Below are 26902 nucleotides of genomic sequence, written 5' to 3'. Positions count from 1 at the left end.
TCTGGAGGACCGTGCAAGGCGGGTATTGCCGTCAACGCCACTCGCTGTAGGGCTCCAGCGGCGTTACCGGCAAGGCCAGGTTGCCCCGCCACGGCTCGAACAGGTAGCGCAGGTAGAGCATGCCATGGCTAGGCGCATAGTCATCGCTGTGCTGCCAGTCGAAGCCACCGCCCAGTACCCACTGATCACTCAGGCGCCGTTCGAACAGCCCGCGCAGGCGGTAGCCCAGCCCGCTGCTGTTGCTGGCTTCGCTCATGGCATCGATGTTGGAATCGACAGCATACTGCGCCAGCACTTTGCGATTGATGTGCGCGTCCGGGTACAACCGGCTGCTGCCACTGTGGGCCTGGGACCAGCTGACAGAACCTTCCAGCAACAGCGACCAGTCGTAGTTGCGCCAGGCGTAGCTGACCGGCATGCCCACCGACGTGTAGCGCTGCGGGCTGTAGTAACCGCCCTGCCCCAGGCTGTAGCCGCCCAGGTCCTTGTCATGGCGCCAGTGCATCAGCGTCAGGCCGACACGCACGCGCTCGTCGGCCCTTTCCACCACGCGGCGGTAATAGCCGGCCATGGCCCGGGTGCGCTGGTTGTCGGCAACGTTCTCGCCATACAGCCAGTGATGCCCCAGGCTGGCCCAGACACCGTTGTCGCCGCCCTGGTCCCAGCTTAGGCCGAGCGTGCCGCCATTGGCGGTGACCCCGCCCCAGCGCACGCCCGTCGGGCGGTCGCGTGCCCCGGCGAACGACAACAGCGAGTTGCTCATGGGCCGCCGCGACGCCGTCAGCGACCAGCCGACCTGGCCGAGGTCGCCGTTGAGCGTTGCGCCACCCAGCCAGTTGTTGATCGCGTAGCCTTGGGTGGTGCCCAGGTCGAATGCCCAGCGGCTGCCTTGCCAACCCAGCGCCAGCACGCTGCCGTCAGCGGTCTGCGAGCCCCCCGTGCATGCAGGCAGCGTTTTTCCGTCAGTGGTCTGGCCGACAAACTGGCAGCTACCGAAGTCGGGGGTGTAGCGCCCCTGATCGTCCTGCTCGAACGACCCTGCATCCATGCCGATGCGCTCAATACGGGCAAAGGCGGTGCCGTCCTGCCAAGGGGTATCGACATGCAACAGGGTCGACTGGGTACTCAGCTCGGAGGTGCCCGGCGTACCGTCATCCTGGCGCCAGCCGTAGTCGTGCATCAGCGTCACATGGGTATTGCGCTGGCGATACAGCGCGTCGACGTCGCTGCGCAGGCTACGCGCCAGCCAGTCGTCCGCGTCCTGCTCACGGCTGGCCAGCGTCAGGGCACGGTCATTCCGTGGCGAGGCGGCGGCACGGTCCAGCAACTGCGCATCGGCCATTGCTGCGGCGTACAGGTCCAGCGCCCGTTGCGGGTCGTCCTGCGCCACCAGGCGGGCGGCGTCACGGCGCAACAATGGGTCAGGCCGGGGCTGCTGCGCGGCAATCCGGTCGAGCAGCCCGGCCGCCTGGTCGTGTTCGCCCAAGGCCACCCAGACAGCCGCCAGGCGCCGCTGGGCATTGCTGTCATCGGCGGCCAGCTGTGGTACCTGCACGGTCATTATGTGCCGGGCCTTGGCCAGGTCGCCTTCAGCCACCGCGCTTTCGATCACGCCAAGCCGCGCGTCCGGTCTCCCGGGCTGTATGGCCAGCACACGTTGGTAATAACCAAGCGCCTTGCCAGGCTCACCGCGCGCTGCCGCCCAGTCAGCCAACAGCATCAGGTCGTCGGGGCCGCCTTCGCCACGCGCCAGGCTGGCTTCAAGCAAGGCTGTCGCCTCGGTACCGCGGCCTTGGGCCTGTAGCTGCTGCGCCGAGGCCAAGGTCATGCGGCGCTGAATGCGCCGCTGCAGCGCCTGCATGTCAGCGTTCCAGGTTGCCTGCGGCACTGCGCCCAGGCTGTCCAGGGCCAAGGCATCACGGTCGCTGGACTCCAGGAACAGGCCGTGGGCATAGCGGGTTGCCGGGTCGCGCGGCTGGTGCTGCACCAGCCTGGCGAATGCCGCGTCGGCCTCGGCGGTGCGGCCCTGGTGACGCAGGCTGTTGGCCAGCTGATACACCAGCCAGGGCTCATCGGGGGCCAAGGCAGTGGCCTGGGCCAGCACCTGGCTGGCCGCTGCCCAGTCTTCGCGTTGCAGCGCCTGCTCACCCTGCTGACGCAAGCGTGCAAGTTCCAGGCTGCGGCGCAAACTGGCGAACTGCACCTGCTGGCGTGGCGGCAGGCTGTCCAGGTACGCCTGCGCCTTGGCGGGCGATTGCGCCTGGTACACACGCATCAGGCCACGCACGGCACTTTCATTATCCGGCGCCATGCGCCTCACTTGCAGGAACTGCCGCTCTGCAGCAGCCGCATCGCCCTCGGCCAGCGAAACATCGGCCAGGCCAAGCAAGGCGTACTCATCTTTCGGGCGTTGCTGGCGCGCCTGCAAGTACAGTGCGCGGGCGCCTCGCAGGTCCTTGGCTTGCAGGGCGCGCTCAGCTTTGTCGAGTTGCGCCCAATACTGGCTGGACGACTCCAGGTCCTTCCACTGGCTGATCCAGTAGGTGTCCTGTTCCTTGGCACTCGCCGCCCGGAACGCTGCATTGGCGTTTTCGTAGCGGCCCTGGCGCATCAGCGCATAGCCCAGGGCGCCGTGCAGGCTGGCGTCCTCCGGGTACTTGCGCAACGCCCGACGCAGTTGCGCTTCGGCTTCGGCATTGCGGCCCTTGTCGAGCAACGCCTTGCCCCGCTGGCCCGCCTGCCAGGACGGGTCGGCCAGCAGCGTGCGCTGCTGTTGCAGGTTGGCGCTGGCCTGTGCCACCAGCGGCGAAGCCGGGTAGCGCTGGAGGAAGGCTTGCCAAGCTGCCGCACTGGCGTTGCTTACCGCTTGCCCGGACAGGTAGTCGAACTCGCGCTGGGCGGCAGCATCCCGTGCGCCGGGGTCGCGCGCCAGCTGATCGAGCAGTGCCAGCGCTTCGGGGGCGCGCTTTTCGGCGAACAGCCAGCCGGCCAGAGTCTGGCGCAGGCCGGCACTGCCGGGGTACTGCTGGTCCAGTTGCTGCAAATGCCTGATCGCTTCAGGCCGCTGGCCTGGCAGGTTGCCGCGCACGCGCCAGTAATCGAGGGCCAGCTCAAGGCTAGGCGGCTCGCCAGCGAACAGCTGCTCATACACCGCCAGCGCCTCTTGGTTGCGCCCGGTAACGGCCAGCAGGCGCGCCTGCTGCAAGCGCCGCGCGGTTTCCGGCTGCTGCAACGCGAGCAGGCGCGCCGCCTGACGCGCTTGCAGGCTACCGGGTGCCAGGGCGCTGATCCTGGCGCTCAGCTGCTCGGCCTCGGTGTTGTTCTTTTCGCGCAACGCCAGGCTCAAGGCCGCCAGCAACACATCCGGGTTGCGCGGCTCCAGCAGTTGCAGGCGGCCCAGTGCATCACGCACCAGGTCATCACGGTGCAGCGCCTCGCCCCGGCGCACCTGGTCCAACAACCATTGGCGCTGCTCCCCGGCATCCTTGGGTTGTGCCACGGCCTGGCAAGCCACAGTCGCCAGCATCAGCACACCGATCATTCGCTGCATGGCATGCTCCAGGCCGGCAACAGGCGGCCGTGCGGATCAAAACGGTAACGGGCCTCGTCCCACCCCTGGCCAAACAGCGCCAGCACCTGGCTGTAATACGCCTTGGCCTCGACCGGCTGCTCATGCAAGCGCTGACGCTGCGCCGCCAGGCCGGCCACGTGCTCGGGCGACGCCGCCAGCAAAGGCAGCAAGGCCGCCGAAAAACCTGCCGGGCCATGGCCGCTGGCAGCACCACTGCGCGCATCCACGTGCTCTGGCGGTAGCCCGTCACGTGTGGTCAATGCCGCCATCGGGGCATAGCGGGCCACCAGTTCGGCACGCTGTGGCGCGTCCTTGGCCAGCATGCCAACCCACAGGTAAACCCGGATGGCATCGTAATCACCGGCACTGCCATGCTGTGGATCCGTGGCCAGCTCACCGGACGGCGTCCACAGTAACCAGTCCGGGGCGAAGCCCTTGGGCGACGACGCCAGCCACAAGCGCCGCGTATTGGCCGCCAGCTCGCCCCACAGCGGGTCCACCAGGTTGAAGCGGTCGAACAGTTGCAACGGCAGGTAACTGGGGTTCAAGCGTGTGCCACGGGCATCCTCGAAACCGTAGTCGCCCGGCAGCAACATCACACCCAGGCCTGGCAGCTTGCGCACGGTCTGCGCAGCGATGCGCCACAGCAGGCGCTGGCCCAGTTGCGTGTAGGCCGGCTCGTGCCACAACCGCCCCGCTTCCAGCAGGCTGTAGGCAATCCACAGGTCGGCGTCGCTGGCGTTGTTGGCATCCAGCACCTGCCACTGCTGTTGGCTGTTACGGCCCCACAGCCAGGCGGGAAGATGCCGGGCCAGGTCACCTTCGGCCAGGTTGTTGGTGGTCCAGCGCAGCATTTGCGCGAAGGCCTGCCGGTCATTGCCTACCAGGGCGAAAAACAGTGCATAGCTCTGCCCTTCCGAGGTCGTGATCAGGCGCTTGTCGCTCGGGTCGATGACCCGGCCGTCCACACTCACCAGCTCGGCCTTGAAGCGGTCCCAGGCGGGCCACGGACAGGCCGGCACGGCATTGGCGAAGAACGGCAGGCCGAAGGTGACCAGCCCCACCAGCAATCGGCGCATCATCACCGCGCCTCACCCAGGCGGCGCTTGCCCGCCCAACGCAGTGCCCGCCATAGCAGGAAGGCAAACAGCACCACGCAAACGGCGGCGATCGCCGCCAGCAGCACGGGGTGCTCGGACAAGTGGAACCACAACAGCAGCCACCACGGCAAGGCGCCCACAAAGTAATGCTCACCGACAAACTGGCTGCTCACGCCACTGCTGCGCACCAGCGTGACCGAACCGGCCACTGCGTCGAGCTTGCCTACGTCGCCGAGCGTATCGCGCAGCAAGCCGTAGTCGCTGTCGCTACTGGCCAACAGGGCAACGACGCTGCGCTGCTCATGGAACGGCGATTTCAACCCGGTGATCGCCGCGATGGGTGCCTGCGCGCTTACCGCCACGCGGCTGCTTGCAGCCACCGGCGCGGTGTCGAAGCGCTGGCTGCCCGGCAGCCCTGCGCTACGGCCTTGCAGCAACCAGTCACGCTGGGCGCTGAGCAGCAGGCCAAGGTTGGGCGCATCGCTCAGGGTTTCGGGCAGGCTGCCGATCAGCAACAAGTCGGCATCGGCCGCTGCGGCCTGCTTCCAGTCATCCACCAGTTGCAGGCCCAGCGCCGGGTAACCGACCTGCCCTGCCACACCGCCAACGGTGTCGAGCAAGGTGCTGACCTGCATCGCCGTGGGTTTGGCCGGCATGATGACCAGGGTTTCGGAAAGGTCGGCCATGCGGCTGAACGGGAAGCCGCTGCGTGCAAATGCACGCAGGTCGGGCATGGCAATGTAGTGGTGATAACCGGACAGGTCGATGGTGGAGTTGTCGTCGATCGCGGCGCGCACATCCACCGGCAGCGAGGTCTGGCACCGGTCGCGCTGGGCGCTGCCCAAGGTGCTGGCAAAGCTGAAATCGAAGCGCAAGCGGTTGCGGTCGCCGATCTTCAGCGCCGGCACCAGTGACTTTTCGGTCAATGCCGTGCTGTCACCGGACAACACCGCCAGGCGCATTTCTTCGAGGGTGCCGCTGCGCCGGTCATTGCCCACCAGCGGCATGCTGGTGATGTACTGGTCGTTGACGCTGATGCTCAGGCGCGATTCGTCGGTTACCGCAGGCGCCGTGTAGCGGTACAGGGTGCGCAGCGGGATGCCCTGGTTACGCCAGACAAACAGGTCAGGCGGCAGGTTCAGCTCCAGCGTGACCGGCCGCGGTTGAAGGCCACTGACTTGCAACTGCTCGGGGTAGTCCAGCAACTCGGCAAAGCGTACCGGCCGGTCGGTGCGCGTCCAGTTGGGCGCATCGTAGGGCTGACGTGGTTGCAAGGGGGTCATCTGCTCCACTTTCACCCGGGCGCCGCGGAACAGGTTGTTGCCAACCGCCAGCGCCGACGCGGCCTTGACCAGATCATCGTCGTTGCGGCCCAGCACCAGCAGCACTTTGCTCCAGCGGTCATCCGGGTGGTCGATCATCTGCAGCACCGGGCCATCGACCGGCGGGAACTGCTGCAGGTCGGCGAGGAAGGCCGGGCGACGGTCGTTGGTGGCAAACACGATGCTTGGCTTCGGCGTGTCCGCCCGTGCCGGCAGGCGGTTGTACAGCACCGGGAAGGTTGCCTTGCGCCAGCCGGCCTGGCTGCCGAAGTACGACGCCAGGATCGCCGCCGCGCGTTGCTCACCCAGGCTTGGCACGCCGCTGAACACCACCGGCAGTTCCACCCTGCCGGTATCCCGCGCATCGAAGAACGGCAGCGGGAAATAGGCCAGGTCGTTGTCCAGCGCCAGGGCCTGCTCGTGCAACTGCACCTGGCTCTTGCGATTGAGGTTCAGCCACAGGCCGCTGTGCGCCGGGTCTTCGCAGATGTCGGTGTAGTGCCCGACAAACTCCAGGCGCACCCGGTTGAAGTCGCTGAGCAGCTTCGGGTCCAGCGGTAACTGGCGGCGCACGCGCTGGCCAGGCTGGTCTTTCTCCACGGGCACCACGCCCATCAGTTCGTCATTGAGGTAGACGCGCAGGTGCGACAGGTTCGGCAGCAGCGCTGGCGAAGGCGTGTAGTCCAGTTGCAGGCTGGCGTCAGTGGCCAGGCGGTCGCGACGCACGCCGAACTCGATGTGTTCAGTGTTGCGCACCCCCAGCAACAGGCTGTCGGACGCATGCCCGAGCTGCTCGAAGGTTTTCATCACTGGCCAGTTCGGTACCGTGGGTACGGCTGGCTCGGCAAGCGGGGCTACAGAGGCGGCAGCAGCAGGCTGCGACAAGGCGGCAAACAGCGCCATCGCCAGGCCCCAGGTACGCGCGGGATAACCAGTCATCATGCGTCTCGATCAACAAGGTTCAAAGAAGGGACAGCCCGCGGTGTGCGGGGCCAGTAGCTGGCCAGCCAACGTGCCAGCGCGCGCAGCGGTCGCAGCCACGCGTGTACCCACGGCGGCAGGTGCTCGAGCAGGCGCAGGTAACCGACACCGCCCAGCTTCAGCACATCGACCAGGCTGCGCAGCGGGCGCTCGACCTCGTGCTGCTCGCTCCAGCCCAGCCAGGCATCGGCGCGGGCAAAGGTGCAGTGCACCAGGTCGATACGCTGCTGCTGGCTGAGCGCGTGGAACACCAGGCCCACGTGCTGCCCGACGGTACGGGTGACACAGGCCTGGAAGGCGAACTCGCGCTGGCCACGGTTGAGCAGCAGGCGCACCTGCTCCCCCGGTTTCAGCGCAAGGCCGTCGTGCAGCTGCAGGCCGACACCGCCATCGGAGTAATCGACCAGGGTGCACGGGTAGGCGTGACCGGTGGCCAGCACCAAGCCTGCCGGCAGGCGCATCTGTACCCGGTGGGCGCGGCGCACCTGGCGCACTTCGGCGGCCACGGCAACCGCGGCGCCGATGATCAGCAGGTTGTAGATCACCCACAGCGAACTGACGATCACCGTGCCGATTTCTGCCGACGGGCCGGTGAACAGGCGCCACACGGCAAAGCCCAGGCCCGCTACGTTGAGTGCCGCAAGCCACAGGTACGGCTGGGCGATGTGCCAGTCGAACTGCTCCTGCTCCATCAGGCCGCCCTTGGCGGTGACGTTGAACTTGCCTTTTTTCGGCGCGAACAGTGCGACCGTGGTCGGCCGGGCGATGTACCAGGCCAGCACGGTCTCGTACACCTCGCCCCAGAAGGTTTGCCGGTACTTGCCCTGCATGCGCGAGTTGGTCAGGCTGGCGTGGATCATGTGCGGCAGCACGTACAACAGGATCATCAACGCCGGCGCGTAGATGATGTAGGCATGCAGCAGCAGGAACGCCAGCGGTGCGGTCAGGAACACCAGACGCGGCAGGCCAGCCAGGAAGTGCAGCATCGCATTGGCATAACACACCCGCTGGAACAGGCTCAGCCCACGCCCGAGCAGGGGGTTGTCGGTGCGGAAGATCTGCACCATGCCGCGCGCCCAGCGAATGCGCTGGCCGATGTGCGCCGACAGGCTTTCGGTAGCCAGGCCCGCCGCCTGCGGGATACTCAGGTAGGCAGATGACCAACCCTGGCGGTGCATGCGCAAGGCGGTGTGGGCGTCTTCGGTCACGGTCTCCACGGCAAAACCACCGATGCTTTCCAGCGCGGTGCGGCGCAGCACCGCGCACGAGCCGCAGAAGAACGCCGCGTTCCACATGTCGTTGCCGTCCTGGATCAGGCCGTAGAACAGCTCCCCTTCATTGGGGCGGCGACGGAACGAACCCAGGTTGCGCTCGAACGGGTCGGGGGAGAAGAAATGGTGCGGCGTCTGCACCAGTGCCAGCTTCGGGTCCTTGAGGAACCAGCCCACCGTCATTTGCAGGAAGGAGCGCACCGGCACGTGGTCGCAGTCGAAAATGGCGATCAGCTCACTGTCGGTCACACCCAGCGCATGGTTGAGGTTGCCGGCTTTGGCGTGTTTGCTGTCCGGCCGCACGATGTAGCCCACCCCCACTTCGTCGGCGAACGCGCGGAACGCATCGCGGCGGCCGTCGTCGAGGATATAGATGCGCAGGCATTCGCGTGGCCAGTCCAGGCCCAGGGCCGCCAGCACCGTGGTGCGCACCACCGACAAGTCTTCGTTGTAGGTGGGGATCATCAGGTCGACGGTCGGCCAGTGCTGCGGGTTGGCAGGCAAGTTCGCCGGCTTGCGCTGCAACGGCCAGCTGGTCTGGATGTAGCCCAAAATCAGCACGAACCACGAATAGGTTTCCGCCGCCAGCAGGATTACCCCGCACACCAGGTCGGTGGTGTCGTTCCAGTTCAGGGTCGCGGTGTAGCGCCACCACAGGTAACGGCAGGAAATGATGGTCGACAGCACGATCAGCATCAGTGTCGGGAAACGCCCTGGCATGTGCCGCACCAGCATGGCAATGCCCAGCAGCAGGCCGATAAACACCAGCTGTGCCAGGTAGCCGAACGGCTCCGTGACGCACAGCAGGGCCAAACCGGTCGCGCACAGCGTCAGCACGCTGTAGAACGCCCGCCGGGCAAACACGCTCAAGCCGCGCAAGCGTGCCGAGGCTTCATGCCTGAAGGCACTGCCACGGTAGCGGGCAGGTAGCTGCTGTAACCTGCCAATCAGCAGGCTGCGGTAATGGCCCGCAACCTGTCGCACGTTACGCAACAGCTCGCGCACGGTGCCCCAGGCACGCCGTGCGCGCCCCGGTCGGCGTGGCGCCGGTTGCTGCCTTAGCAACAGCCACAGGCTCTGGATCAACAGGCGGATCGGGTCACCCAGGCTCGGGCGCTTGCCCGCCAGTTGCGGGTACAGGCGCTGGCGCTCGGCCAACAGCGCCTGCCAGGCCGGAGACTCCAGCCGCAGGAACAGGAAGGCCAGCCAGACGCCGAGGGTAAACAGGCAGGCTACCGGTAAGCGCGCACCGCGCGTGCTGAACCAGGTGTACGCCGACAGGGGGCTCAACGTCACGGCTGGCGCCTCGTCAGGCAACGCACCGCCAGGCTCTGCACATCTCGGCAGGCCAGGCTCTGCGGCGCGTAATGGCCGAGCGGTGCCTTGCACGCCAGCGCTTCGAGGAATGCCTCGTCACGGTGTACCACCTGGATCGGCAGGCGATCACGGTACAGGTCGCGCCACACCATCAACAAGTCGCTTTGCAAACGGCTGGCCGGGTCGTAACGGTTGACCAGCAGCATGTCGTAGCGCTCGACCGGCTCGCGCCCGAGCAACAAGTGGCTGGCCATTTCGGCCTCGGCCACCAGCACTCGCACATCGGTCTCGATGCCGTGGCCAGCGGTATCGGGCGGCAGTTGCGGCAGGTCGAACAACACCCAGTCGAAATGCCCGGCCAGCTCGGCCAGACGCGCGCGCCATGCCTGCGGGTCGGGCGCAGGGCGCGGCACGCCATCTGGCAGGTTGCCGAACGGCAGCAAACACAGGCCATCGAGGACTTCATACACGGCATCGTCGACCCGCCGCCCTTGCTGCTCGGCCAACGCCCAGCCTTCTTGCGTATCCAGCGGCAGGTTGAAGTGCAGCCCGAGCAAGTTGCTTGGGCACAGGTCGATCAGCAGCACCCGCTCGCCCACGCCCTGCAGCGCATAGCCCAGTGCGGCCAGCAAGGCGCTACGCCCCAGGCCACCGCGCACGCCGTGCAAGGCCAGGCTGGTCATGGCGAAACACCCTCGCGCTGCGCTGCAGCTACAGGCGACGTGCCCGGGGTGCTGGCCCGGCAGCTTTCGCCCAGCAACGGCCAGCGCTGCAATGCCTGCTGAACCCCCACCAACATGGAAATGTCCTGGTAGTTCAGTTCTGACATGCCCAGGTGCTGACGCAACTGGGCGATATCGTCGCTGCGGTCCGACGGGTCTGCTTTGCCAATGTTCATGGGCGCTCCTCGGGGATGGGCTGCCAGTCGGGCTGGCCTTGCAGGCGCATGTAGGCGCGCCCCTGATAGTTCACAACCTCTGCCCCGGAGGTTTGCGCAACCTTCTCGGTGGTCGGCAGGTCGGCCAGCAGGCCGGGCACATCCAGCACCTGCTGCTGGCCAAGGCCGGCGTAAACGCGCGACACGAGCTCGGACAGTGCCAGGTAGCTGGTCGGTGCCGAGACACGCAGCGGTTCGCTGCGGGCCGGCTGCCCCATGCCGATGAACTTCAGGCCGACCGGTACATGGGTGATCGACGGCGTCGGGATTTCGCGCATGCCCGACAGCTGCATACGGTCACCGTGCAGCGCAGCGCCATGTTCCGGAACGATGGCCACGACCACGCGGCGGCCACTGCGCTCCAGCTCGTCGAGGAAGGTGCCCAGCTCGCCGAACAGCCGGTTGGCGCGGGTGGCGTAATCGGCCACGCGGGTACCGCCGTCGGCGGTCACGATGCGATTGCCGTCGTGCAGGCTGATGCTGTTGTAGAACAACGACACATGCTCGGCGTCGCTGCCTTTGCGCTGCCCCCACCAGCGGCGCAACACGTCCAGGTCGCTGGCAATCGGCGAGCCGTCGAAACCGACCAGCGCGCGCGGGAAGTCGGTATTGCGCAAGCCGGGCTGCGGCATGTGCTGCTGGGTGATGTCGCCGATGAAGTTGTCGAACTGGCCGCTGTGGTTGAGCAAGGTATTGCTCTGGAAGCCGAGCTTGGCCAGGTTCTGGAACAACAGGCACTGCTCCGGGGCGCTCTGGTAAAGGCCCGCGTGGGACGACTGCCCGCAGCTGGCACGCAGCACGCGGATGGCCGCCGGCCCGCTGTAGGAGGTGGCCGAATTGAACTGGTCGAAGACCACGTCCAGGCGCGACAGCAACGGGTTGTCACGCAGCCCCGCGGCAGACAGGTCATCCCAGGCCAGCGAGCAGATGTTGATGACCAGCAGGTCGAACGGTTGCTCATCGGCATTGAGGGCAGGGAATGCCGTCACCCGCTCCCGCTCGCTGGCGAAGAACCGTTCGAGCCAGCTGTCGAGCGTGGCATTGTCGGCAAGCGCTGCGGCCTGCACGGGCTTGCCGGGGTTTGCAGCCACATTGCCGGAAGGCTGGCCGGCGTTGACGGCCAGTGAAGGCAGCCCGCCCACGGCCAGCCACGCCAGCCCCAGCAGGCTGAAGGTGCTCAGGCGCAGCCAATGGCGCAAGTACAGGTAGCCCACCAGTAACAGCGCCAATGCACCGAGCAGGTTCCAGTTGATGAAGCGGCCCAGCAGTTCGAGCAGGTAGTCCCAGGAAAAGTCGAGCACACCCGGCTGTGCCAGCAGGCGGCTGAAGGGCGGGAACCAGGTGTCCTGGTAGAACAACGCGACCCCAATCGGCACCGCCACCAGCTGCCGCACGACGCGCAGCCACCTACCTGGCAAAGGCAGCAGCAGGAAAGCGGCGAACAGCAGGTTCGGCAACGCCTGGAAGTCCAGCATGCCGAGGGCGACCAGCAGGAATTTTGCCAGGAAATAGAGGTTCCACCCTCCCAGTCCAGGCCAGCGGGCCGGTACCGGGAGGGAGGCTGTGGTCTTAGTCATTACGGGGTTCCTGGCGTGCAGCGCGGTGGCGGACGCCCAGCGGTTTCAGGTAACGGGGTGCAAGGCGGCGGCGCAACCAGCCGCGCAATGCAACGCGCAAGCGCAGCACCAGCAGGGCCAGGGCAAACGTAACCAGCGCAGTGATGGCGATTACTTGCAGGAGCTGCACGAAGTTCATGCTGTACCCCGCTTGCCCAGGGCAGCCCGGCGTGGCGCCAGGGCCGACCTTGGTTGTGCAGGTTGTTGCGCCGATGCATCCAGCCGGGGTGGGCGCGGAGCGCTGTCGTCGAGGAACGCCGGGGTGGCCAGGCTGTCGACCCCGGCGAGTACCTCCTGGCTGATGAACAGTTCTTTCCACGACAACTGGAAGATGTGGTCAAGCGCTTGCTCGACGCCTTCAGAGCGGCAGGCGAACAGGAACAGGAACAGGACTTCGCCCACCACACAGGCGATGTCGCCATCACGACGGAACACCGTGCGCGAACAGGCCTGCAGCGGGGTCAGGCCAGGGGCCGGGCGCAATACCAGCAACTGGTGGACGATTTCGCCGTTGCGCACACCGTGCCACATGGTCTGCACGGCTTCGGCAAATGCACGGGGCGCCACCAGCCCGCAAATGGCCAGCGGTCGCAGCCGTGCGAGCAAGGCATCGAAATTGCCTGGCAGATGCCGGCGCCATACGTAGCCCTGGATGCTCTCGACCATGGTCAAAAAGCGCGACAGGCTGGCACCGAACGGCACGATCTGGGTGGCACCACAGGCCAGCAGCAGTTGCTCGTCCTGGTAGCGCAGGGTGGGCGCCATCTCGCGCACCACCAGCTTCAAGGCGTTGCCACGCAACTGGCGCAGGCGGTGCAGCTGGCGTGCCAGGCTGTCCAGGCGCTGCCCGCCATCCATGGCAAAGATCACCGTGGCAGACACCGCACGGCTGGCTTTGGCGCTCAGTTCGTCAAGGTTCTCGCAGACCTGCCAGTGCTCGGAGAAAGCGGGCGCGCCTTCCAGTACCGGGCGCTGGGCCAGGCACAGCAGTTCATCACCACCGGTGTCGGATGGCACCTGCGGCGCTCCGGTAACGGCAAACCCGACGTCGAGGCGCGCCAGTTCCAAGTCTCGCGTACCGGCCTTGCCGAGCGGGTTGCTCCAGAAATGCTGCAGGTAGCGCATCCCGCCTTTGCCGCGGTACACCTGGGCCAGCCCGTCAACGCCCTGATTGAACGCACGCAGCTGCTCCACCCGTCCGGCACCCTGCCCGCTGCTGATGACCAGCAGCAGCGCAGCCTCGGCCAACAACACCGGGCGCAGGGCATTGCACCAACGGGCAACGTCATCGCCCGCCCAGGCCTCGAGTGGCGCCAGCAGCAACAGCACACGCCCGGGCACGTCGATGCGTGGCAAGTCATCAACCAGGTGCAGGGTGGCTTGCGGGGTGGTCTCGTACAGTGCCAGCTCGCCCGGGCCCTGCGCCGCATCGAGCGCACCCAGCACATCACCCATGGCTTGTGCATCGGTGATCAAGGTTGCCCGCACGCCCTCGGGCATGCCTTCGAGCACTTGGCGGCATAGCAAAGTGGCGTCTTCCGTGGCGTCACAGGCTAACCAGTACAGTCCCTGTTCATGAAGGCAGCTGCTTTCGGCGCCTATGCCGGAAATAGCCAACAACGGCATTCCATTCGTCAAAACAGTGGCTCTACGTCAAAGATTTAAACAGCGTCAACGCTAGATTTGCACATGGGTCGTCGAGGCTTCTTGATCCTCGTCAAAAAAACGACAAAAACACTCATGCACTATTTCGGTGCGTCAATTCTACAGCAGTAAGGCAAAATAATGTCAACAAGAAATGTAATGAATTGCAAAGTTCTGTAATTCTTCCCCTCCTCCTCGCCCTTTCTCGCAGCCGAAAAAACCTCACTGGCAGGCCTGTGGGGGCTTGTTTTTTCGCTCACCGGTCCCGCGAACACGCGGCGCCATGTGTTTCACCTGCCCGCCACACCGCCCCAACCAACCGCACGGCAAGAACAGTTCGGCGACCAGCGTGGTGTTGCGCAAGCAGGCGAATGTTCCGATGTGCGGTAAGGTTACCTGTCAGGCAGATGCTGATTTTCCGGAGACACGCATGCTTCGCTTTTTTGAACGCTGGCTAGACCCCTTCCCCCCCGATGAGGTCCCGCCGCCGCCCGTTGGCCTAGTGCGCTTCATGTGGGCCTGCACCCGCGGCGCACGCGGCTACATTCTTGCCTTGGCACTGCTCAGTGCCGGGGTGTCGATTTACGAAGCCTGGCTGTTTGCCTTCCTTGGCCAGGTGGTCGACCTGCTCTCGGCCTGGCAGGCCGGCGGCGCCGCCGCCAGCACCCAGGAAAGCCACGTGCTGTGGGGGATAGGCATCGTCCTGGTCACCAGCATCGGGCTGGTGGCGTTGCGCACCTTGGTGCAGCACCAGGTGCTGGCCATCAACTTGCCGCTGCGCCTGCGCTGGGACTTCCACCGCCTGATGCTGCGCCAGAGCTTGTCGTTCTTCTCCGACGAGTTCTCTGGCCGGGTTACCACCAAGGTGATGCAGACAGCGCTGGCGGTGCGCGAAGTTTTGTTCACGCTCATCGAGATCCTGCCCGGCATTGGCGTGTACTTCATTGCAATCATCGCCCTGGCCGGTGGCTTTGCCCTGAAACTGATGCTGCCGTTCATTGCCTGGCTCTTGCTGTTCGGGCTGGCCATGCTGTATTTCGTGCCGCGCCTGGGCAAGGTCGGGCAAGAACAGGCCAACGCACGCTCGTCGATGACCGGGCGGATTTCCGACGCCTACACCAACATCACCACGGTGAAGCTGTTCTCGCACTCAAAACGTGAAGCGCACTTTGCCCGTGCGGCCATGGAGGACTTCAAGCAGACCGGCTTTCGCCAGATGCGCCTGGTCAGCCAGTTCGAGATCGTCAACCAGGCGCTGGTGGTGGGCTTGATCTTTGGTGCAGGCGGCTACGCGCTGTGGCTGTGGCACCAAGGCCAGGTCGGTACCGGGGCGGTTGCGGCCATTACCGCCATGGCCTTGCGTATCAATGGCATGTCGCACTGGATCATGTGGCAGATGACCTCACTGTTCGAGAGCATCGGCACCGTGCAGGACGGTATGGCCACCCTCACCCGCGGCCCCAAGGTGCAGGATGCGCCGGGTGCCACCGAACTGGTAACCGGCGGCGGCGCGGTGAGCTTCGACAAGGTCAGTTTCAACTACAACGGCGAGCGCCAGGTGCTCAACGACCTGAGCCTGCATATTCGCCCGGGCGAAAAGGTCGGGCTGGTTGGCCGCTCCGGCGCCGGCAAGTCCACCTTGATCAACCTGCTGCTGCGCTTCTACGACGTGGACAGTGGCGAAATCCGCATCGATGGGCAGAACGTCGCCAAGGTCACGCAAGACAGCTTGCGCAGCGCCATCGGCATGGTCACCCAGGATACCTCGCTGTTGCACCGCTCGATTCGTGACAACATCGCCTATGGGCGCCCGGACGCAACCGACGCACAAATCCGCGCCGCTGCAGCCAATGCCCAGGCCGATGGTTTCATCAGCCAGCTCAGCGACCGCCAGGGCCACAACGGTTACGACACTTTGGTGGGCGAGCGCGGTATCAAGCTGTCCGGCGGCCAGCGCCAGCGCATCGCCATTGCCCGGGTAATGCTGAAGAACGCACCGATCCTGCTGCTGGACGAAGCCACCAGTGCGCTGGACTCGGAAGTGGAAGTGGCGATTCAGGAAAGCCTGGACGAAATGATGCAGGGCAAGACCGTCATCGCCATCGCCCACCGGCTGTCGACGATTGCTGCCATGGACCGGCTGATCGTGATGGATGAAGGGCGCATCATCGAGCAAGGTACCCACGCCGAGCTGCTGGCGAAGAATGGTACCTATGCCCGACTGTGGCAGCACCAGAGTGGTGGGTTCCTGGGTGAAGACCAGGGCGTGGCCGAGGCGGTTGAATAGCTTCACCTGAAGCTGACGCGGACATTGTGCGAGCAGGCGACGCGGTGGATGGCACCGGCTTCGCCGGTGTTCGCGGCTAAAGCCGCTCCCACAGGTACTGCATAAGCCTCAAGCCTGCGCGGTCCCTGTGGGAGCGGGTTCACCCGCGAAGAATCCTGCGCGGTGGATGGCACGGGCTTCGCCCATGTTCGCGGGCACGCCCGCTCCCACAGGGATCGCGTGGACTTCCAAAGTGTGAGCAAAGACAGTTGGTCCCACAGGTACTGCATTAGCCTGAAGCCTGCGCGGTCCTTGTGGGAGCGGGCATGCCCGCGAAGAATCCGGCGCGGTGGATGACACGGGCTTCGCCCGTGTTCGCGGGCACGCCCGCTCCCACAGGGATCGCGTGGACTTCCAAAGTGTGAGCAAAGACAGTTGGTCCCACAGGTACTGCATAAGCCTGAAGCCTGCGCGATACCTGTGGGAGCGGGTTCACCCGCGAAGAATCCGGCGCGGTGGATGGCACGGGCTTCGCCCATGTTCGCGGGCACGCCCGCTCCCACAGGGATCGCGTGGACTTCCAAAGTGTGAGCAAAGACAGTTGGTCCCACAGGTACTGCATAAGCCTGAAGCCTGCGCGATACCTGTGGGAGCGGGTTCACCCGCGAAGAATCCGGCGCGGTGGATGGCACGGGCTTCGCCCATGTTCGCGGGCACGCCCGCTCCCACAGGGATCGCGTGGACTTCCAAAGTGTGAGCAAAGACAGTTGGTCCCACAGGTACTGCATAAGCCTGAAGCCTGCGCGATACCTGTGGGAGCGGGTTCACCCGCGAAGAATCCGGCGCGGTGGATGGCACGGGCTTCGCCCATGTTCGCGGGCACGCCCGCTCCCACAGGGATCGCGTGGACTTCCAAAGTGTGAGCAAAGACAGTTGGTCCCACAGGTACTGCATTAGCCTGAAGCCTGCGCGGTCCTTGTGGGAGCGGGCATGCCCGCGAAGAATCCGGCGCGGTGGATGACACGGGCTTCGCCCGTGTTCGCGGGCACGCCCGCTCCCACAGGGATCGCGTGGACTTCCAAAGTGTGAGCAAAGACAGTTGGTCCCACAGGTACTGCATAAGCCTGAAGCCTGCGCGATACCTGTGGGAGCGGGTTCACCCGCGAAGAATCCGGCGCGGTGGATGGCACGGGCTTCGCCCATGTTCGCGGGCACGCCCGCTCCCACAGGGATCGCGTGGACTTCCAAAGTGTGAGCAAAGACAGTTGCTCCCACAGGTACTGCATTAGCCTGAAGCCTGCGCGGTCCTTGTGGGAGCGGGCATGCCCGCGAAGAATCCGGCGCGGTGGATGACACGGGCTTCGCCCGTGTTCGCGGGCACGCCCGCTCCCACAGGGATCGCGTGGACTTCCAAAGTGTGAGCAAAGACAGTTGGTCCCACAGGTACTGCATAAGCCTGAAGCCTGCGCGATACCTGGACTGCCCCCAAGAAGTTGGACACCAATCCAATTTCTGGGGGTGTCCACATGAGCAAGTATTCAGACCAATTCAAGCTTACTGCCGTTCAGGCTTACCTGGAGAGCGGTGAAGGCTTCCGAACAGTAGCTCAACGATTTGCCGTGGATTTCAGCCTGCTGCGGCGCTGGGTCTCAAGCTTCCAGAAGCATGGTCAGTTCAGTCTGCGCAAATTAGGCCAGCGGTACAGTGCGGCCTACAAGTGCTCAGTCCTTGAGTACATGCATAAACATCAGCTTTCCTTGCGTCAGACCGCCGCCCATTTCGGTCTCGGTCAGTCTTCCCAAGTAGGCATTTGGGCGCGGCAGCACTACAGTGGTGATCCTGCACCGTTTGCTCCCAAGAGAAGAAAACCCGCTGCCATGCCGAAGAAGCCTTACCCCGTTAAACCTACGACTTCCGATGACACAGAGAAAAGCCGTGACCAGTTGCTGGCTGAGCTTGAGTGGCTGCGCATGGAGAACGCTTACCTAAAAAAGCTGGAGGAACTGAAGAAGCAGGAACGAAGGCAGCCCAAAAAGCCCTGATCGTATCGGAGCTCAAGGACCGGTTTCCCTTGGCTGCCGTTCTGCAGCTGGCTGATTTGCCACGCAGTACGTTCTATTACCAGCTTCAAGCGCAGGCCAAACCTGACAAGCATGCTGCTCTGAAGCAGATGATTCATCGTGTCTATCACGAGGAAAAAGGGCTTTACGGTTACCGGCGCGTTGCAATCGTGATTCGCAATGGCGGCACCTTGGTTAACAAGAAGGTGGTGGAACGTTTGATGGTCGAGCTTAATCTTCGCTCACTCGTACGGCCAAAAAAGTACCGGTCGTACAAGGGGGTTGTCGGCACCATCGCGCCCAACCTGTTGGAGCGAAACTTCCTTGCGCAACGCCCGAATCAGAAGTGGGTGACCGATGTTACCGAGTTCAAAGTGGCCCAGGAAAAGATCTATCTCTCCCCTGTGATGGACTTGTACAACGCCGAAATCGTGGCCTACGAAGTAGCCAGCAGGCCGTGCCTTGGGCTGGTTACCAACATGCTGGACAAGGCCTTCGAGCGCCTGGGAAACAAGCCGAAACTGGTGCTTCACTCGGATCAAGGCTGGCACTACCAACACTCGCAGTACCGCCACAAGCTGGCAGAGCAAGGGCTGAAGCAGAGCATGTCACGCAAAGGAAACTGCTTGGACAATGCGGCTATGGAGAGCTTTTTTGGTACGCTTAAGTCCGAGTTTTTCTACCCGAAGCGCTTCGAGAGCGTTGAAGAATTGAAAGCCGGTCTGGACGAGTACATCCACTACTACAACCATGACCGCATCAAGCTGAAGCTCAATGGCATGAGCCCTGTGAAATACAGGACCCATGCCGCTGCGGCTGCTAGCTGAAACTGTCCAACTTTTCGGGGGCAGTCCAACCTGTGGGAGCGGGTTCACCCGCGAAGAATCCGGCGCGGTGGATGGCACGGGCTTCGCCCATGTTCGCGGGCACGCCCGCTCCCACAGTGATCGCGTGGACTTTCAAAGTGTGAGCAAAGACAGTTGGTCCCACAGGTACTGCATAAGCCTGAAGCCTGCGCGGTCCTTGTGGGAGCGGGCATGCCCGCGAAGAACCCGGCGCGGTGGATGGCACCGGCTGCGTCGGTGTTCGCGGGCACGCCGTTCCCACAGTGGTCGCGCCAGCTTTCAGGTTTTGTGCAAGGCAGTTGCGCCCAACGAAATCGCGCCTACCTGAACCTGATACTTCAGCCAAACACATGCGAAGGCCGGCGCAGCACCGGGTCGAACGGGTTGACCCGTTCGCCAATCGCCGCCGCCTCGCGCTTGAGCAATGCCACCACGGTCGGCATGCGGTTGGGCCCCAGGCGGTCGCTGATAGTCGCCACGCTCAACGCTGCCACCGCATGGCCGTTACGGTCGAGAATCGGCACTGCCAGGCCAGCCATGCCGTCGAGCACTCCGGTGTTGCGCCCGGCATAGCCGAGGCTGCGCACGTTGTCGATTTCGGCACGCAGCAACACTTCGTCGTAATGGTGAAAGTCCTTCAACCGCGGCAGGTTGTAGCGGATCACCTCGTCGCGCTCCTCCGCGGGCAGGAAGGCCAGGATCGCCAGGCTGCCCTGCCCCACACCCAATGCCACCCGGCCGCCGATGTCGCCGGTAAAGGTACGGATCGGGTACGGCCCTTCGCTGCGGTCCAGGCACACGGCATCGAACCCCGAGCGCGCCAGCAGAAACAACGAATCGCCCAGCGAAGCCGACAACCGCAGCAGGCTGGGGCGCACCACATCGCGCAGGTTGCCCGCCTGCCCGGCCTTGGCCGCCAGGGCAAAAAAATCCAGGCTCAGGCGATAACGCTTGCTGGTAGCGCACTGGTCGACCATGCCCTCCTCGATCAGGCTACGCAACAGCCGGTGGGTGGTGGGCTGCGCCAGGCCAACCCGCTGGGCCAACTGGCTGACCTTCTCGCCTTCGCCCCCACAATCGCCCAGCGCGCGCAACACGGCGAACAGCCGCGACACTGCGCTTACGCCAACTTCCTTGGCTGGTTCATTTCGTTTATCGGAATCCATTTTTCGTTAAACCCATAGAAATTTCATTGAGTGGAATAATTTCAAAATAGCTGTCACTCAGTGAAATTACCCTTTGTCGCCATCCTAATCATTGCCCTACTCTCCGGTCCATAGGGCGATATCACAACATCGGCCGCCGCCATAGAAGCGAGCGCCAACGTCCGTAAAAGCATTGCTTTTCGCCGCTGGCGCTCTGCCCACCCTGAAACTGCCGGGTTACCCCGGTTCCGTTTGCGATGGAGCACAGCCATGACCTTTCTGTTGATCGACAAGCTTTGCAAGCGCTATGGCGCTACGGAGGCAGTGGCCAGTTCGTCACTGGCCATCGAAAAAGGCGAGTTTGTCTCCCTGCTCGGCCCTTCTGGCTGTGGCAAGACCACCACCCTGCAGATGATTGCCGGCTTCGTCGAGGTCACCAGTGGCCGCATCGTCCTCGACGGCCGCGACATCACCCACGCCAAGCCGGCCACCCGGGGCCTGGGCGTGGTGTTCCAGAGCTACGCGCTGTTCCCGCACATGACCGTGCGCGACAACGTTGCCTTCGGCCTGCGCATGCGCAAGGTGGCCAATGCCGAGATTGCCCGGCGCGTCGACCAGGCGCTGGCGTTGGTACGCCTGGACAAGCACGCCGAACGCTACCCGCGCGAACTGTCCGGCGGCCAACGCCAGCGTGTGGCCCTGGCCCGCGCACTGGTGATCGAACCGCCGGTGCTGCTGCTGGACGAGCCGCTGTCCAACCTGGACGCACACCTGCGCGAAGAGATGCAGTTCGAGATCTGCCGCATCCAGAACGAAGTCGGCATCACCACCCTGATGGTCACCCACGACCAGGCCGAAGCCCTGTCGATCAGCGACCGGGTAGTGGTGATGGAAGCCGGGCGCATCACCCAGATCGATGACCCTTACCGCCTCTACGAACACCCGGGCACACCGTTCATTTCCGACTTTGTCGGCAAGGCCAACCGCCTGCATGGCGTCACCGGCCCCGGCGGGTTGCCGCAGGCAGCCGCCCAGGGCCCGCTGACCCTCAGCCTGCGCCCGGAAAAGATCAGCCTGGGTGCAGCCGGCAGCGGCAAGCTGGCAGGCCGCGTCAGCTGTCGCTATTTCCTGGGCAGCCAGTGGCTGTACCGCGTTGATACCACCTTGGGCAACCTGGCGGTGGTCCGCGCCAACGATGGCAGCGCGCCGCTGGACGAAGGCACCCAGGTCGGCCTGGACTGGAACGATGCCCTGCTGCGGGTGCTGAACACAGCCGAGGTGGCCGCATGAGTACGGCAAAACTGCGCAGCAACACCTGGGGCTACGGCCTGAGCAGCCCGGCCCTGCTGTTGTTCCTGGCCTTGCTGGTGATGCCGCTGGGGCTGACCGTATTGCTGTCGTTCAACGCATTCGACTACACCAGCGGTATCCAGGCCGGCCAGTACACCTTCAGCCATTACCTGAGCCTGGTGACCGACACCTATTATTACGAGATCTTCTTCCGCACCTTCTGGATCAGTGCCCTGGTCACCTTGTTGTGTGTGCTGATCGGCATCCCCGAAGCCATGGTCCTCAGCAGAATGGGGGCGCCGTGGCGCTCGATCTTCCTGATCCTGGTGCTGACCCCGCTGCTGATTTCGGTGGTGGTGCGCGCCTTCGGCTGGAGCCTGCTGCTGGGGTCTGACGGCCTGATCAACCAAGGCATCAGCGCCCTCGGCGGGCAGCCGGTGAAGCTGCTGTACACCCCGTTTGCGGTGATCATCGGCCTGGTCCACGTGATGCTGCCGTTCATGATCATCCCGGTGTGGACCTCGCTGCAAAAGCTCGACCCGGCCGCCGAGCAAGCCGCGCTGTCGCTGGGCGCCAGCCAGTGGACGGTGTTCCGGCGCATCGTGCTGCCACAGATCATGCCCGGTGTGCTGTCGGGCACGCTGATCGTGTTCGGCCTGGCCGCCAGCTCATTCGCCATCCCGGGCCTGCTGGGCGGGCGTCGACTGAAGATGGTCGCCACCATGATCTACGACCAGTACCTGGCCGAACTGAACTGGCCGATGGGCGCCACCATCGCCGTCGCCCTGCTGCTGATCAACCTGCTGGTGATGCTCAGCTGGAACCGGCTGGTCGAACGCCGCTACAAACGCGCACTTGGAGTGTGAACCGATGACCCGTAACGGCCCGCTGGCCCTGTCCTTCCATGCCCTGGTGATGCTGTTCATGCTCGCCCCGCTGGTGGTGGTGTGCCTGGTGGCATTCACCCCGGAAAACACCCTGAGCCTGCCCACTGCCGGCTTCTCGCTGCGCTGGTTCAGCGCTGTGTTCGAGCGTGCCGACTTCCTCGACGCGTTCTACAACAGCCTGAAACTTGCCGCCCTGGCGGCCTCGCTGGCCACCCTGATCGCCGTACCGGCGGGCCTGGCGCTGACCCGCTACAGCTTCCCCGGCCAGGGCTTTGTCAACGGCCTGCTGCTGTCGCCGATCATCATCCCGCACCTGGTGCTGGGTGTGGCCCTGCTGAGGTTGTTCGCCCTGCTTGGGGTCAATGGCAGCTTCACCTGGCTGGTGTTCGCCCACGTGGTGGTCATTACTCCGTACGTGCTGCGCCTGGTACTGGCTGCTGCCATCGGCATCGACCGCAGCGCCGAACAGGCCGCGCAAAGCCTGGGCGCCGGGCGCATCACGCTGTTCTGCAAGGTCACCCTGCCAATGATTCTGCCCGGCGTGGCCGGTGGCTGGCTGCTGGCGTTCATCAACAGCTTCGACGAAGTGACCCTGTCGATCTTCGTCACCTCGCCCGCCACCCAGACCCTGCCGGTGCGCATGTACGTGTACGCCACCGAGTCCATCGACCCGATGATGGCCGCCGTCTCGGCGCTGGTGATTGCCGTCACCGCCCTGACCATGATCGCCCTGGACCGTGTGTATGGCCTGGACCGTGTACTGGTAGGCAAGCAATGACAAGGAATGCCCCTATGCCGCTGTTCAAGCGCGTGGCCGAACACGACCGCGAACCGCTGCCCTTCCTGCTCGACGGCCAACCGGCCCAAGGCATGAACGGCGACACCCTGCTGACCGCCATCCTGACCAACGCCACCCACCTGCGGGGCAGCGACTTCAGCGCCGAACCGCGCGCTGGTTTCTGCCTGATGGGCGCCTGCCAGGACTGCTGGGTACGCCTGCAGGACAGCCGCCGGGTGCGCGCCTGTTCGACCTTTCTGGAGCCGGGCCAATGTGTCACCCGCGAACCAGGGCGCCAGCCATGAGTACAACCGTCATCATTGGTGCCGGCCCGGCCGGCATCCGCGCCGCGCAAACCCTCGTGGCCCATGGCGTGCGCCCGGTGCTGCTGGACGAAGCCAGCCGTGGCGGCGGGCAGATCTACCGCCAGCAGCCGGCCAACTTTCGCCGCCCGGCCAAAGCGTTGTATGGCTTCGAGGCGGGCAAGGCCCAGGCCCTGCACAGCACCCTTGAACAACTGCGCGAGCAGATCGACTACCGCCCGGAAACCTTGGTGTGGAATGCCGAGCAGCAAGTGCTGGACACCTTGCAGCAGGGCCAGTTGGCCGACCGCCTGGCATTCGACCGGGTGATTGTCGCCACTGGCGCCACCGACCGCGTGTTGCCGGTCCCCGGCTGGACCTTGCCCGGGGTGTATACCCTGGGCGCGGCACAGATCGCCCTGAAGTTTCAGGGCTGCGCCATCGGCGAGCGGGTGGTGCTGGCTGGCAGCGGGCCGCTGTTGTACCTGGTGGCCTACCAGTACGCCAAGGCTGGCGCCACGGTCAGCGCAGTGCTCGACACCTCGCCGTTCAGCGCCCAGGTACGCGCCCTGCCGCGCCTGTTGCTGCAGCCGGGCACCTTTGCCAAAGGCCTGTACTACCGCGCCTGGCTCACCCGCAAAGGCGTGCCGGTGCATCAGGGTGTGACCCTGCTGGGCATCGAAGGCGAGCAACGCGCCAGCGCCGTACGCTGGTCGCACAATGGCCAGCAACACACCTTGCCGTGCGACGCCGTGGCATTCGCCCACGCCCTGCGCAGCGAAACCCAGCTGGCAGACCTGCTGGGTTGCAAGTTTGCCTGGAACGCCCTCAACCGCGCCTGGCTACCGGTACGTGACGCCCAAGGCCGCGCCAGCAGCCCCGGTGTGTACCTGGCCGGCGACGGCGCCGGCATCCTCGGTGCCGACGGCGCCGAAATGACCGGTGAACTGGCTGCCCTGACGCTGCTGGCCGACCTCGGCAAGCCTGGCAACCCGCAACGCCAGCAGCAGCTTGAAAAAAAACTGGCCACCCTGCAGCGTTTTCGCCAGGGCCTGGAACAGGCCTTCCCGTTCCCCGAGCAGTGGGCCCGGCAAGCCCCGGACCCGTTGACCGTGTGCCGCTGCGAGCAGGTCAGCGCGGGCGAAATCCGCGCCACCGTGCGTGCCGGGCACTGGGAAATCAACCGGGTCAAAGCCATGTGCCGCGTCGGCATGGGCCGTTGTCAGGGCCGCGTGTGCGGCGCCGCCGCCGCCGAACTGATTGCCTGCGAAAGCGGTCGGCCGATTGACCAGGTCGGGCGCCTGCGTGGCCAGGCACCGGTCAAGCCCCTGCCCTTCGGCCTGGAGATCAAACCATGAAACTGATCGAGGTGGACGCCATTGTGGTCGGCGGCGGCATCGTCGGCAGCAGCGCTGCATTAACCCTGGCCCGCGGTGGCAAACAGGTGGCGCTGCTTGAACGTGATTTCTGTGGCTCGCATTCCAGCGGAGTGAACTATGGCGGGGTCCGTCGCCAGGGCCGCTCGCTGGCCCAGCTGCCGTTGTCGATGCGTGCCCATGCTATCTGGGGGCAGTTGCGCGAGTGGATCGGCATCGACGGCGAGTACGCCCGCAGCGGCCACCTGAAGCTGGCGCGCAGCCAGACCGACTTCGACGCCTTGAAGGCTTATGCCCGTCGGACCCAGGCCTTTGACCTGCGCCTGCAACTGCTGGAGCACCGCGAACTGCGCCAGCGCTTCCCTTGGGTGGGCGATATCGCCGTCGGCGCGTCGTATTGCCCCGAGGACGGCAATGCCAACCCGCGGCTGGTGTCACCCGCCTTCGCCCAGGCGGCCCGGCACAGCGGCGCCCGGTTGCACGAGCAATGCAAAGTGCTGGAGGTAGACCACGACGGCCAGCGTTTTACCGTGCGCACCAGCACAGGCCAGTGCTTCAGGGCACCCTGGCTGCTGAACTGCGCCGGTGCCTGGTCGGCGCACCTGGCCGAATACTTTGGCGAACCGGTGCCGCTGACGGCAGCCCACCCGGCCATGCTGGTCACCGAGCCATTGCCCCTGTTCATGACCGCCAGCACCGGGGTCGAAGGCGGCGGTATCTACGCCCGCCAGGTGGCGCGCGGCAACTGCGTACTGGGCGGCGGGCGCGGCTTTGCCCTGACCCCGACCACCGCACGACCGGGGCAAGCCGCCGTGCTCGACATCCTGCGCAACGCCACCGAGCTGTACCCGGCATTGGCTGGCGCCCAGGCGATTCGCACCTGGAGCGGCACCGAAGGCTACCTGCCTGATGACGAACCCGTGATCGGCCCCAGCCTACGCCAACCCGGCCTGCTGCATGGCTTCGGCTTTGCCGGCGCGGGCTTCCAGATTGGCCCGGCAGCCGGTGAAGCCCTGGCGCAATGCATCCTTCATGGCGCGCCGGCCATCAGCCTGGCGGCCTTTTCCATCAACCGTTTTCAGCCCAACCACCACTACAAGGAAAACCTGTCATGACGCACAAGCAACGTTTGCTCGCCCTGTTCTGCACCGTACCTGGCCTGTTCGCCTGCCTGCCCGCCATGGCACAACCCACGTTGTACCTGGGCATGAACGGCGGCACCATGGAGCGGCTGTTCAGCGACAACATCCTGCCCCCGTTCGAGAAGGCCAACGGGGTGAAAGTGGTGATCGTCCCCGGCACTTCGGCCGACATCCTGGCCAAGGTCCAGGCCACGCCGAACAAGCCGTCGATCCACGTGATGGTGCTGGATGACGGCATCATGTACCGCGCCATCGGCATGGGCCTGTGCAGCACGCTCAAGCCCAACCCGACGCTGGCCCAGCTGCCGGAAAAGGCCCTGATCAAGGACAAGGCCGCCGCCGTCAGCCTGGGTGTGACCGGGCTTGCCTACAACAGCCGCCTGTTCAAGGAAAAAGGCTGGGCAACCCCCACCTCGTGGAACGACCTGGCCGACCCGCGTTTCAAGGACAAAGTGGTGTTCCAGTCGATGGCGTCGTCCACCTTCGGCTTGCACGGTTTCCTGATGTACAACCGCCTGCACGGCGGCAGCGATACCGACGTCAACCCGGGCTTCACGGCCTGGAAGAAGAACGTTGGCCCGAACGTGCTGGAGTACATCCCCAACTCGGCCAAGCTTTCGGAAATGGTGCAAACCGACGAGGCCGCGTTGTTCCCGCTTACCCCTACCCAGGTGACGGCGCTGAAGCTCAAGGGCATCCCGGTAGAATACGCCGCGCCCAAGGAAGGCGCCGTGGTGCTCAACCAGGCCGAATGCGTCACCGCCAACAACGACCAGCCGGAGCTGGCGCAAAAGCTGGCCGAGTTCCTGCTCAGCCCCGAGGCGCAGGCGCCGGCACTGGAGCTGGGTGACCAGATCCCGTCCAACCCCAACACCCCGACCAGCGACAAGACCCGTGGCCAGGTCGAGGCCATGCAGACCTACCTGCAAACTGCCGTGACCATCGACTGGGACCAGGTCAACACCCAGCGCCCGGAATGGAACGCCCGCTGGAATCGCCAGATCGAGCGATAGGCCGAGGCCCCTGACCCGCTGCCGGCGCCCCAGGTGCCG

19 protein-coding genes are annotated in these 26902 nt (G+C 65.0%); 9 read left to right on the top strand and 10 right to left on the bottom strand.

The genetic code is table 11. The features are described 5' to 3' along the window. Positions 1 to 31: 31 nt before the first annotated feature. Genes bcsC through ABOC32_RS14655 form a run of 9 tightly spaced genes read right to left on the bottom strand, consistent with a single transcriptional unit; the run spans position 32 to position 13741 of the window. Complete coding sequence (gene bcsC / locus ABOC32_RS14695; protein WP_426807698.1) at positions 32 to 3550, bottom strand: cellulose synthase complex outer membrane protein BcsC; 3519 nt, start codon at positions 3548 to 3550, stop codon at positions 32 to 34. Further along, complete coding sequence (gene bcsZ / locus ABOC32_RS14690; RefSeq protein ID WP_426807697.1) at positions 3538 to 4653, bottom strand: cellulose synthase complex periplasmic endoglucanase BcsZ; 1116 nt, start codon at positions 4651 to 4653, stop codon at positions 3538 to 3540. The genes bcsC and bcsZ overlap by 13 nt, the downstream gene beginning before the upstream one ends. Continuing rightward, positions 4653 to 6935 (bottom strand): cellulose biosynthesis cyclic di-GMP-binding regulatory protein BcsB, encoded by a 2283-nt coding sequence (bcsB, locus tag ABOC32_RS14685; protein WP_426807696.1) that lies wholly within the window; start codon positions 6933 to 6935, stop codon positions 4653 to 4655. The genes bcsZ and bcsB overlap by 1 nt, the downstream gene beginning before the upstream one ends. Further along, positions 6932 to 9541, bottom strand: a complete 2610-nt coding sequence (gene bcsA / locus ABOC32_RS14680; protein ID WP_426807695.1) for a UDP-forming cellulose synthase catalytic subunit — start codon at positions 9539 to 9541, stop codon at positions 6932 to 6934. Before bcsA ends, bcsB begins: the two co-directional genes overlap by 4 nt. Then, positions 9538 to 10245 (bottom strand): cellulose biosynthesis protein BcsQ, encoded by a 708-nt coding sequence (bcsQ, locus tag ABOC32_RS14675; RefSeq protein WP_426807694.1) that lies wholly within the window; start codon positions 10243 to 10245, stop codon positions 9538 to 9540. Before bcsQ ends, bcsA begins: the two co-directional genes overlap by 4 nt. Next, positions 10242 to 10460 carry a cellulose biosynthesis protein BcsR gene (gene bcsR / locus ABOC32_RS14670; protein WP_426807693.1) on the bottom strand — a complete coding sequence of 73 codons (219 nt, stop codon included), beginning with the start codon at positions 10458 to 10460 and terminating at the stop codon, positions 10242 to 10244. Before bcsR ends, bcsQ begins: the two co-directional genes overlap by 4 nt. Continuing rightward, positions 10457 to 12076, bottom strand: coding sequence for a cellulose biosynthesis protein BcsG (bcsG, locus tag ABOC32_RS14665; RefSeq protein ID WP_426807692.1), 1620 nt, complete (start codon positions 12074 to 12076; stop codon positions 10457 to 10459). The genes bcsR and bcsG overlap by 4 nt, the downstream gene beginning before the upstream one ends. Beyond that, positions 12069 to 12254, bottom strand: a complete 186-nt coding sequence (bcsF, locus tag ABOC32_RS14660) for a cellulose biosynthesis protein BcsF (protein ID WP_016500280.1) — start codon at positions 12252 to 12254, stop codon at positions 12069 to 12071. Before bcsF ends, bcsG begins: the two co-directional genes overlap by 8 nt. Then, entirely contained in the window at positions 12251 to 13741 is a 1491-nt protein-coding gene (locus ABOC32_RS14655) for a BcsE family c-di-GMP-binding protein (RefSeq protein ID WP_426807691.1), read from the bottom strand. The genes bcsF and ABOC32_RS14655 overlap by 4 nt, the downstream gene beginning before the upstream one ends. 448 nt (positions 13742 to 14189) lie before the next feature. Between ABOC32_RS14655 and ABOC32_RS14650 the strand changes: the two genes are divergently transcribed. After that, positions 14190 to 16046, top strand: a complete 1857-nt coding sequence (locus ABOC32_RS14650; RefSeq protein ID WP_426811550.1) for an ABC transporter ATP-binding protein — start codon at positions 14190 to 14192, stop codon at positions 16044 to 16046. A 1505-nt stretch (positions 16047 to 17551) separates the two neighbouring features. Next, positions 17552 to 18912 (top strand): IS3 family transposase gene (locus tag ABOC32_RS14645; protein WP_426809945.1). Its coding sequence is split into 2 segments (ribosomal slippage): positions 17552 to 18020 and positions 18020 to 18912, totalling 1362 coding nucleotides; the frame shifts between segments, so codons are not numbered across the junction. Between the two features lie 356 nt (positions 18913 to 19268). On the opposite strand, the gene ABOC32_RS14640 is transcribed toward ABOC32_RS14645, so the two are convergent. Next, positions 19269 to 20096: an IclR family transcriptional regulator gene (locus tag ABOC32_RS14640; RefSeq protein ID WP_426811549.1), complete on the bottom strand. Its 828-nt coding sequence runs from the start codon at positions 20094 to 20096 to the stop codon at positions 19269 to 19271. A 249-nt stretch (positions 20097 to 20345) separates the two neighbouring features. Here ABOC32_RS14640 and ABOC32_RS14635 point away from each other — a divergent pair, with 249 nt between their 5' ends. The 7 genes from ABOC32_RS14635 to ABOC32_RS14605 are packed head-to-tail and all read left to right on the top strand — an operon-like array spanning position 20346 to position 26863. Beyond that, positions 20346 to 21365, top strand: a complete 1020-nt coding sequence (locus tag ABOC32_RS14635; RefSeq protein WP_426811548.1) for an ABC transporter ATP-binding protein — start codon at positions 20346 to 20348, stop codon at positions 21363 to 21365. Next, positions 21362 to 22231, top strand: coding sequence for an ABC transporter permease (locus ABOC32_RS14630; protein ID WP_016500285.1), 870 nt, complete (start codon positions 21362 to 21364; stop codon positions 22229 to 22231). Before ABOC32_RS14635 ends, ABOC32_RS14630 begins: the two co-directional genes overlap by 4 nt. A gap of 4 nt (positions 22232 to 22235) precedes the next feature. Further along, on the top strand, positions 22236 to 23030 hold the full coding sequence (locus tag ABOC32_RS14625; RefSeq protein ID WP_043201537.1) for an ABC transporter permease: 795 nt from the start codon (positions 22236 to 22238) through the stop codon (positions 23028 to 23030). Positions 23031 to 23044: 14 nt separating this feature from the next. Further along, positions 23045 to 23335, top strand: a complete 291-nt coding sequence (locus ABOC32_RS14620; RefSeq protein WP_426811547.1) for a (2Fe-2S)-binding protein — start codon at positions 23045 to 23047, stop codon at positions 23333 to 23335. Next, positions 23332 to 24690, top strand: coding sequence for an FAD-dependent oxidoreductase (locus ABOC32_RS14615; RefSeq protein WP_426811546.1), 1359 nt, complete (start codon positions 23332 to 23334; stop codon positions 24688 to 24690). The genes ABOC32_RS14620 and ABOC32_RS14615 overlap by 4 nt, the downstream gene beginning before the upstream one ends. Then, positions 24687 to 25823: an NAD(P)/FAD-dependent oxidoreductase gene (locus ABOC32_RS14610; RefSeq protein WP_426811545.1), complete on the top strand. Its 1137-nt coding sequence runs from the start codon at positions 24687 to 24689 to the stop codon at positions 25821 to 25823. The genes ABOC32_RS14615 and ABOC32_RS14610 overlap by 4 nt, the downstream gene beginning before the upstream one ends. Further along, positions 25820 to 26863 carry an ABC transporter substrate-binding protein gene (locus ABOC32_RS14605; RefSeq protein WP_176393804.1) on the top strand — a complete coding sequence of 348 codons (1044 nt, stop codon included), beginning with the start codon at positions 25820 to 25822 and terminating at the stop codon, positions 26861 to 26863. The genes ABOC32_RS14610 and ABOC32_RS14605 overlap by 4 nt, the downstream gene beginning before the upstream one ends. Positions 26864 to 26902: the final 39 nt, after the last annotated feature.

The sequence above is a fragment of the Pseudomonas sp. WOUb67 genome (assembly GCF_050058005.1).
Taxonomy (GTDB): domain Bacteria; phylum Pseudomonadota; class Gammaproteobacteria; order Pseudomonadales; family Pseudomonadaceae; genus Aquipseudomonas; species Aquipseudomonas putida_R.
The sequence above is the reverse complement of the archived record's forward strand: the minus strand, read 5'-3'. Positions and strand labels throughout refer to the sequence as shown.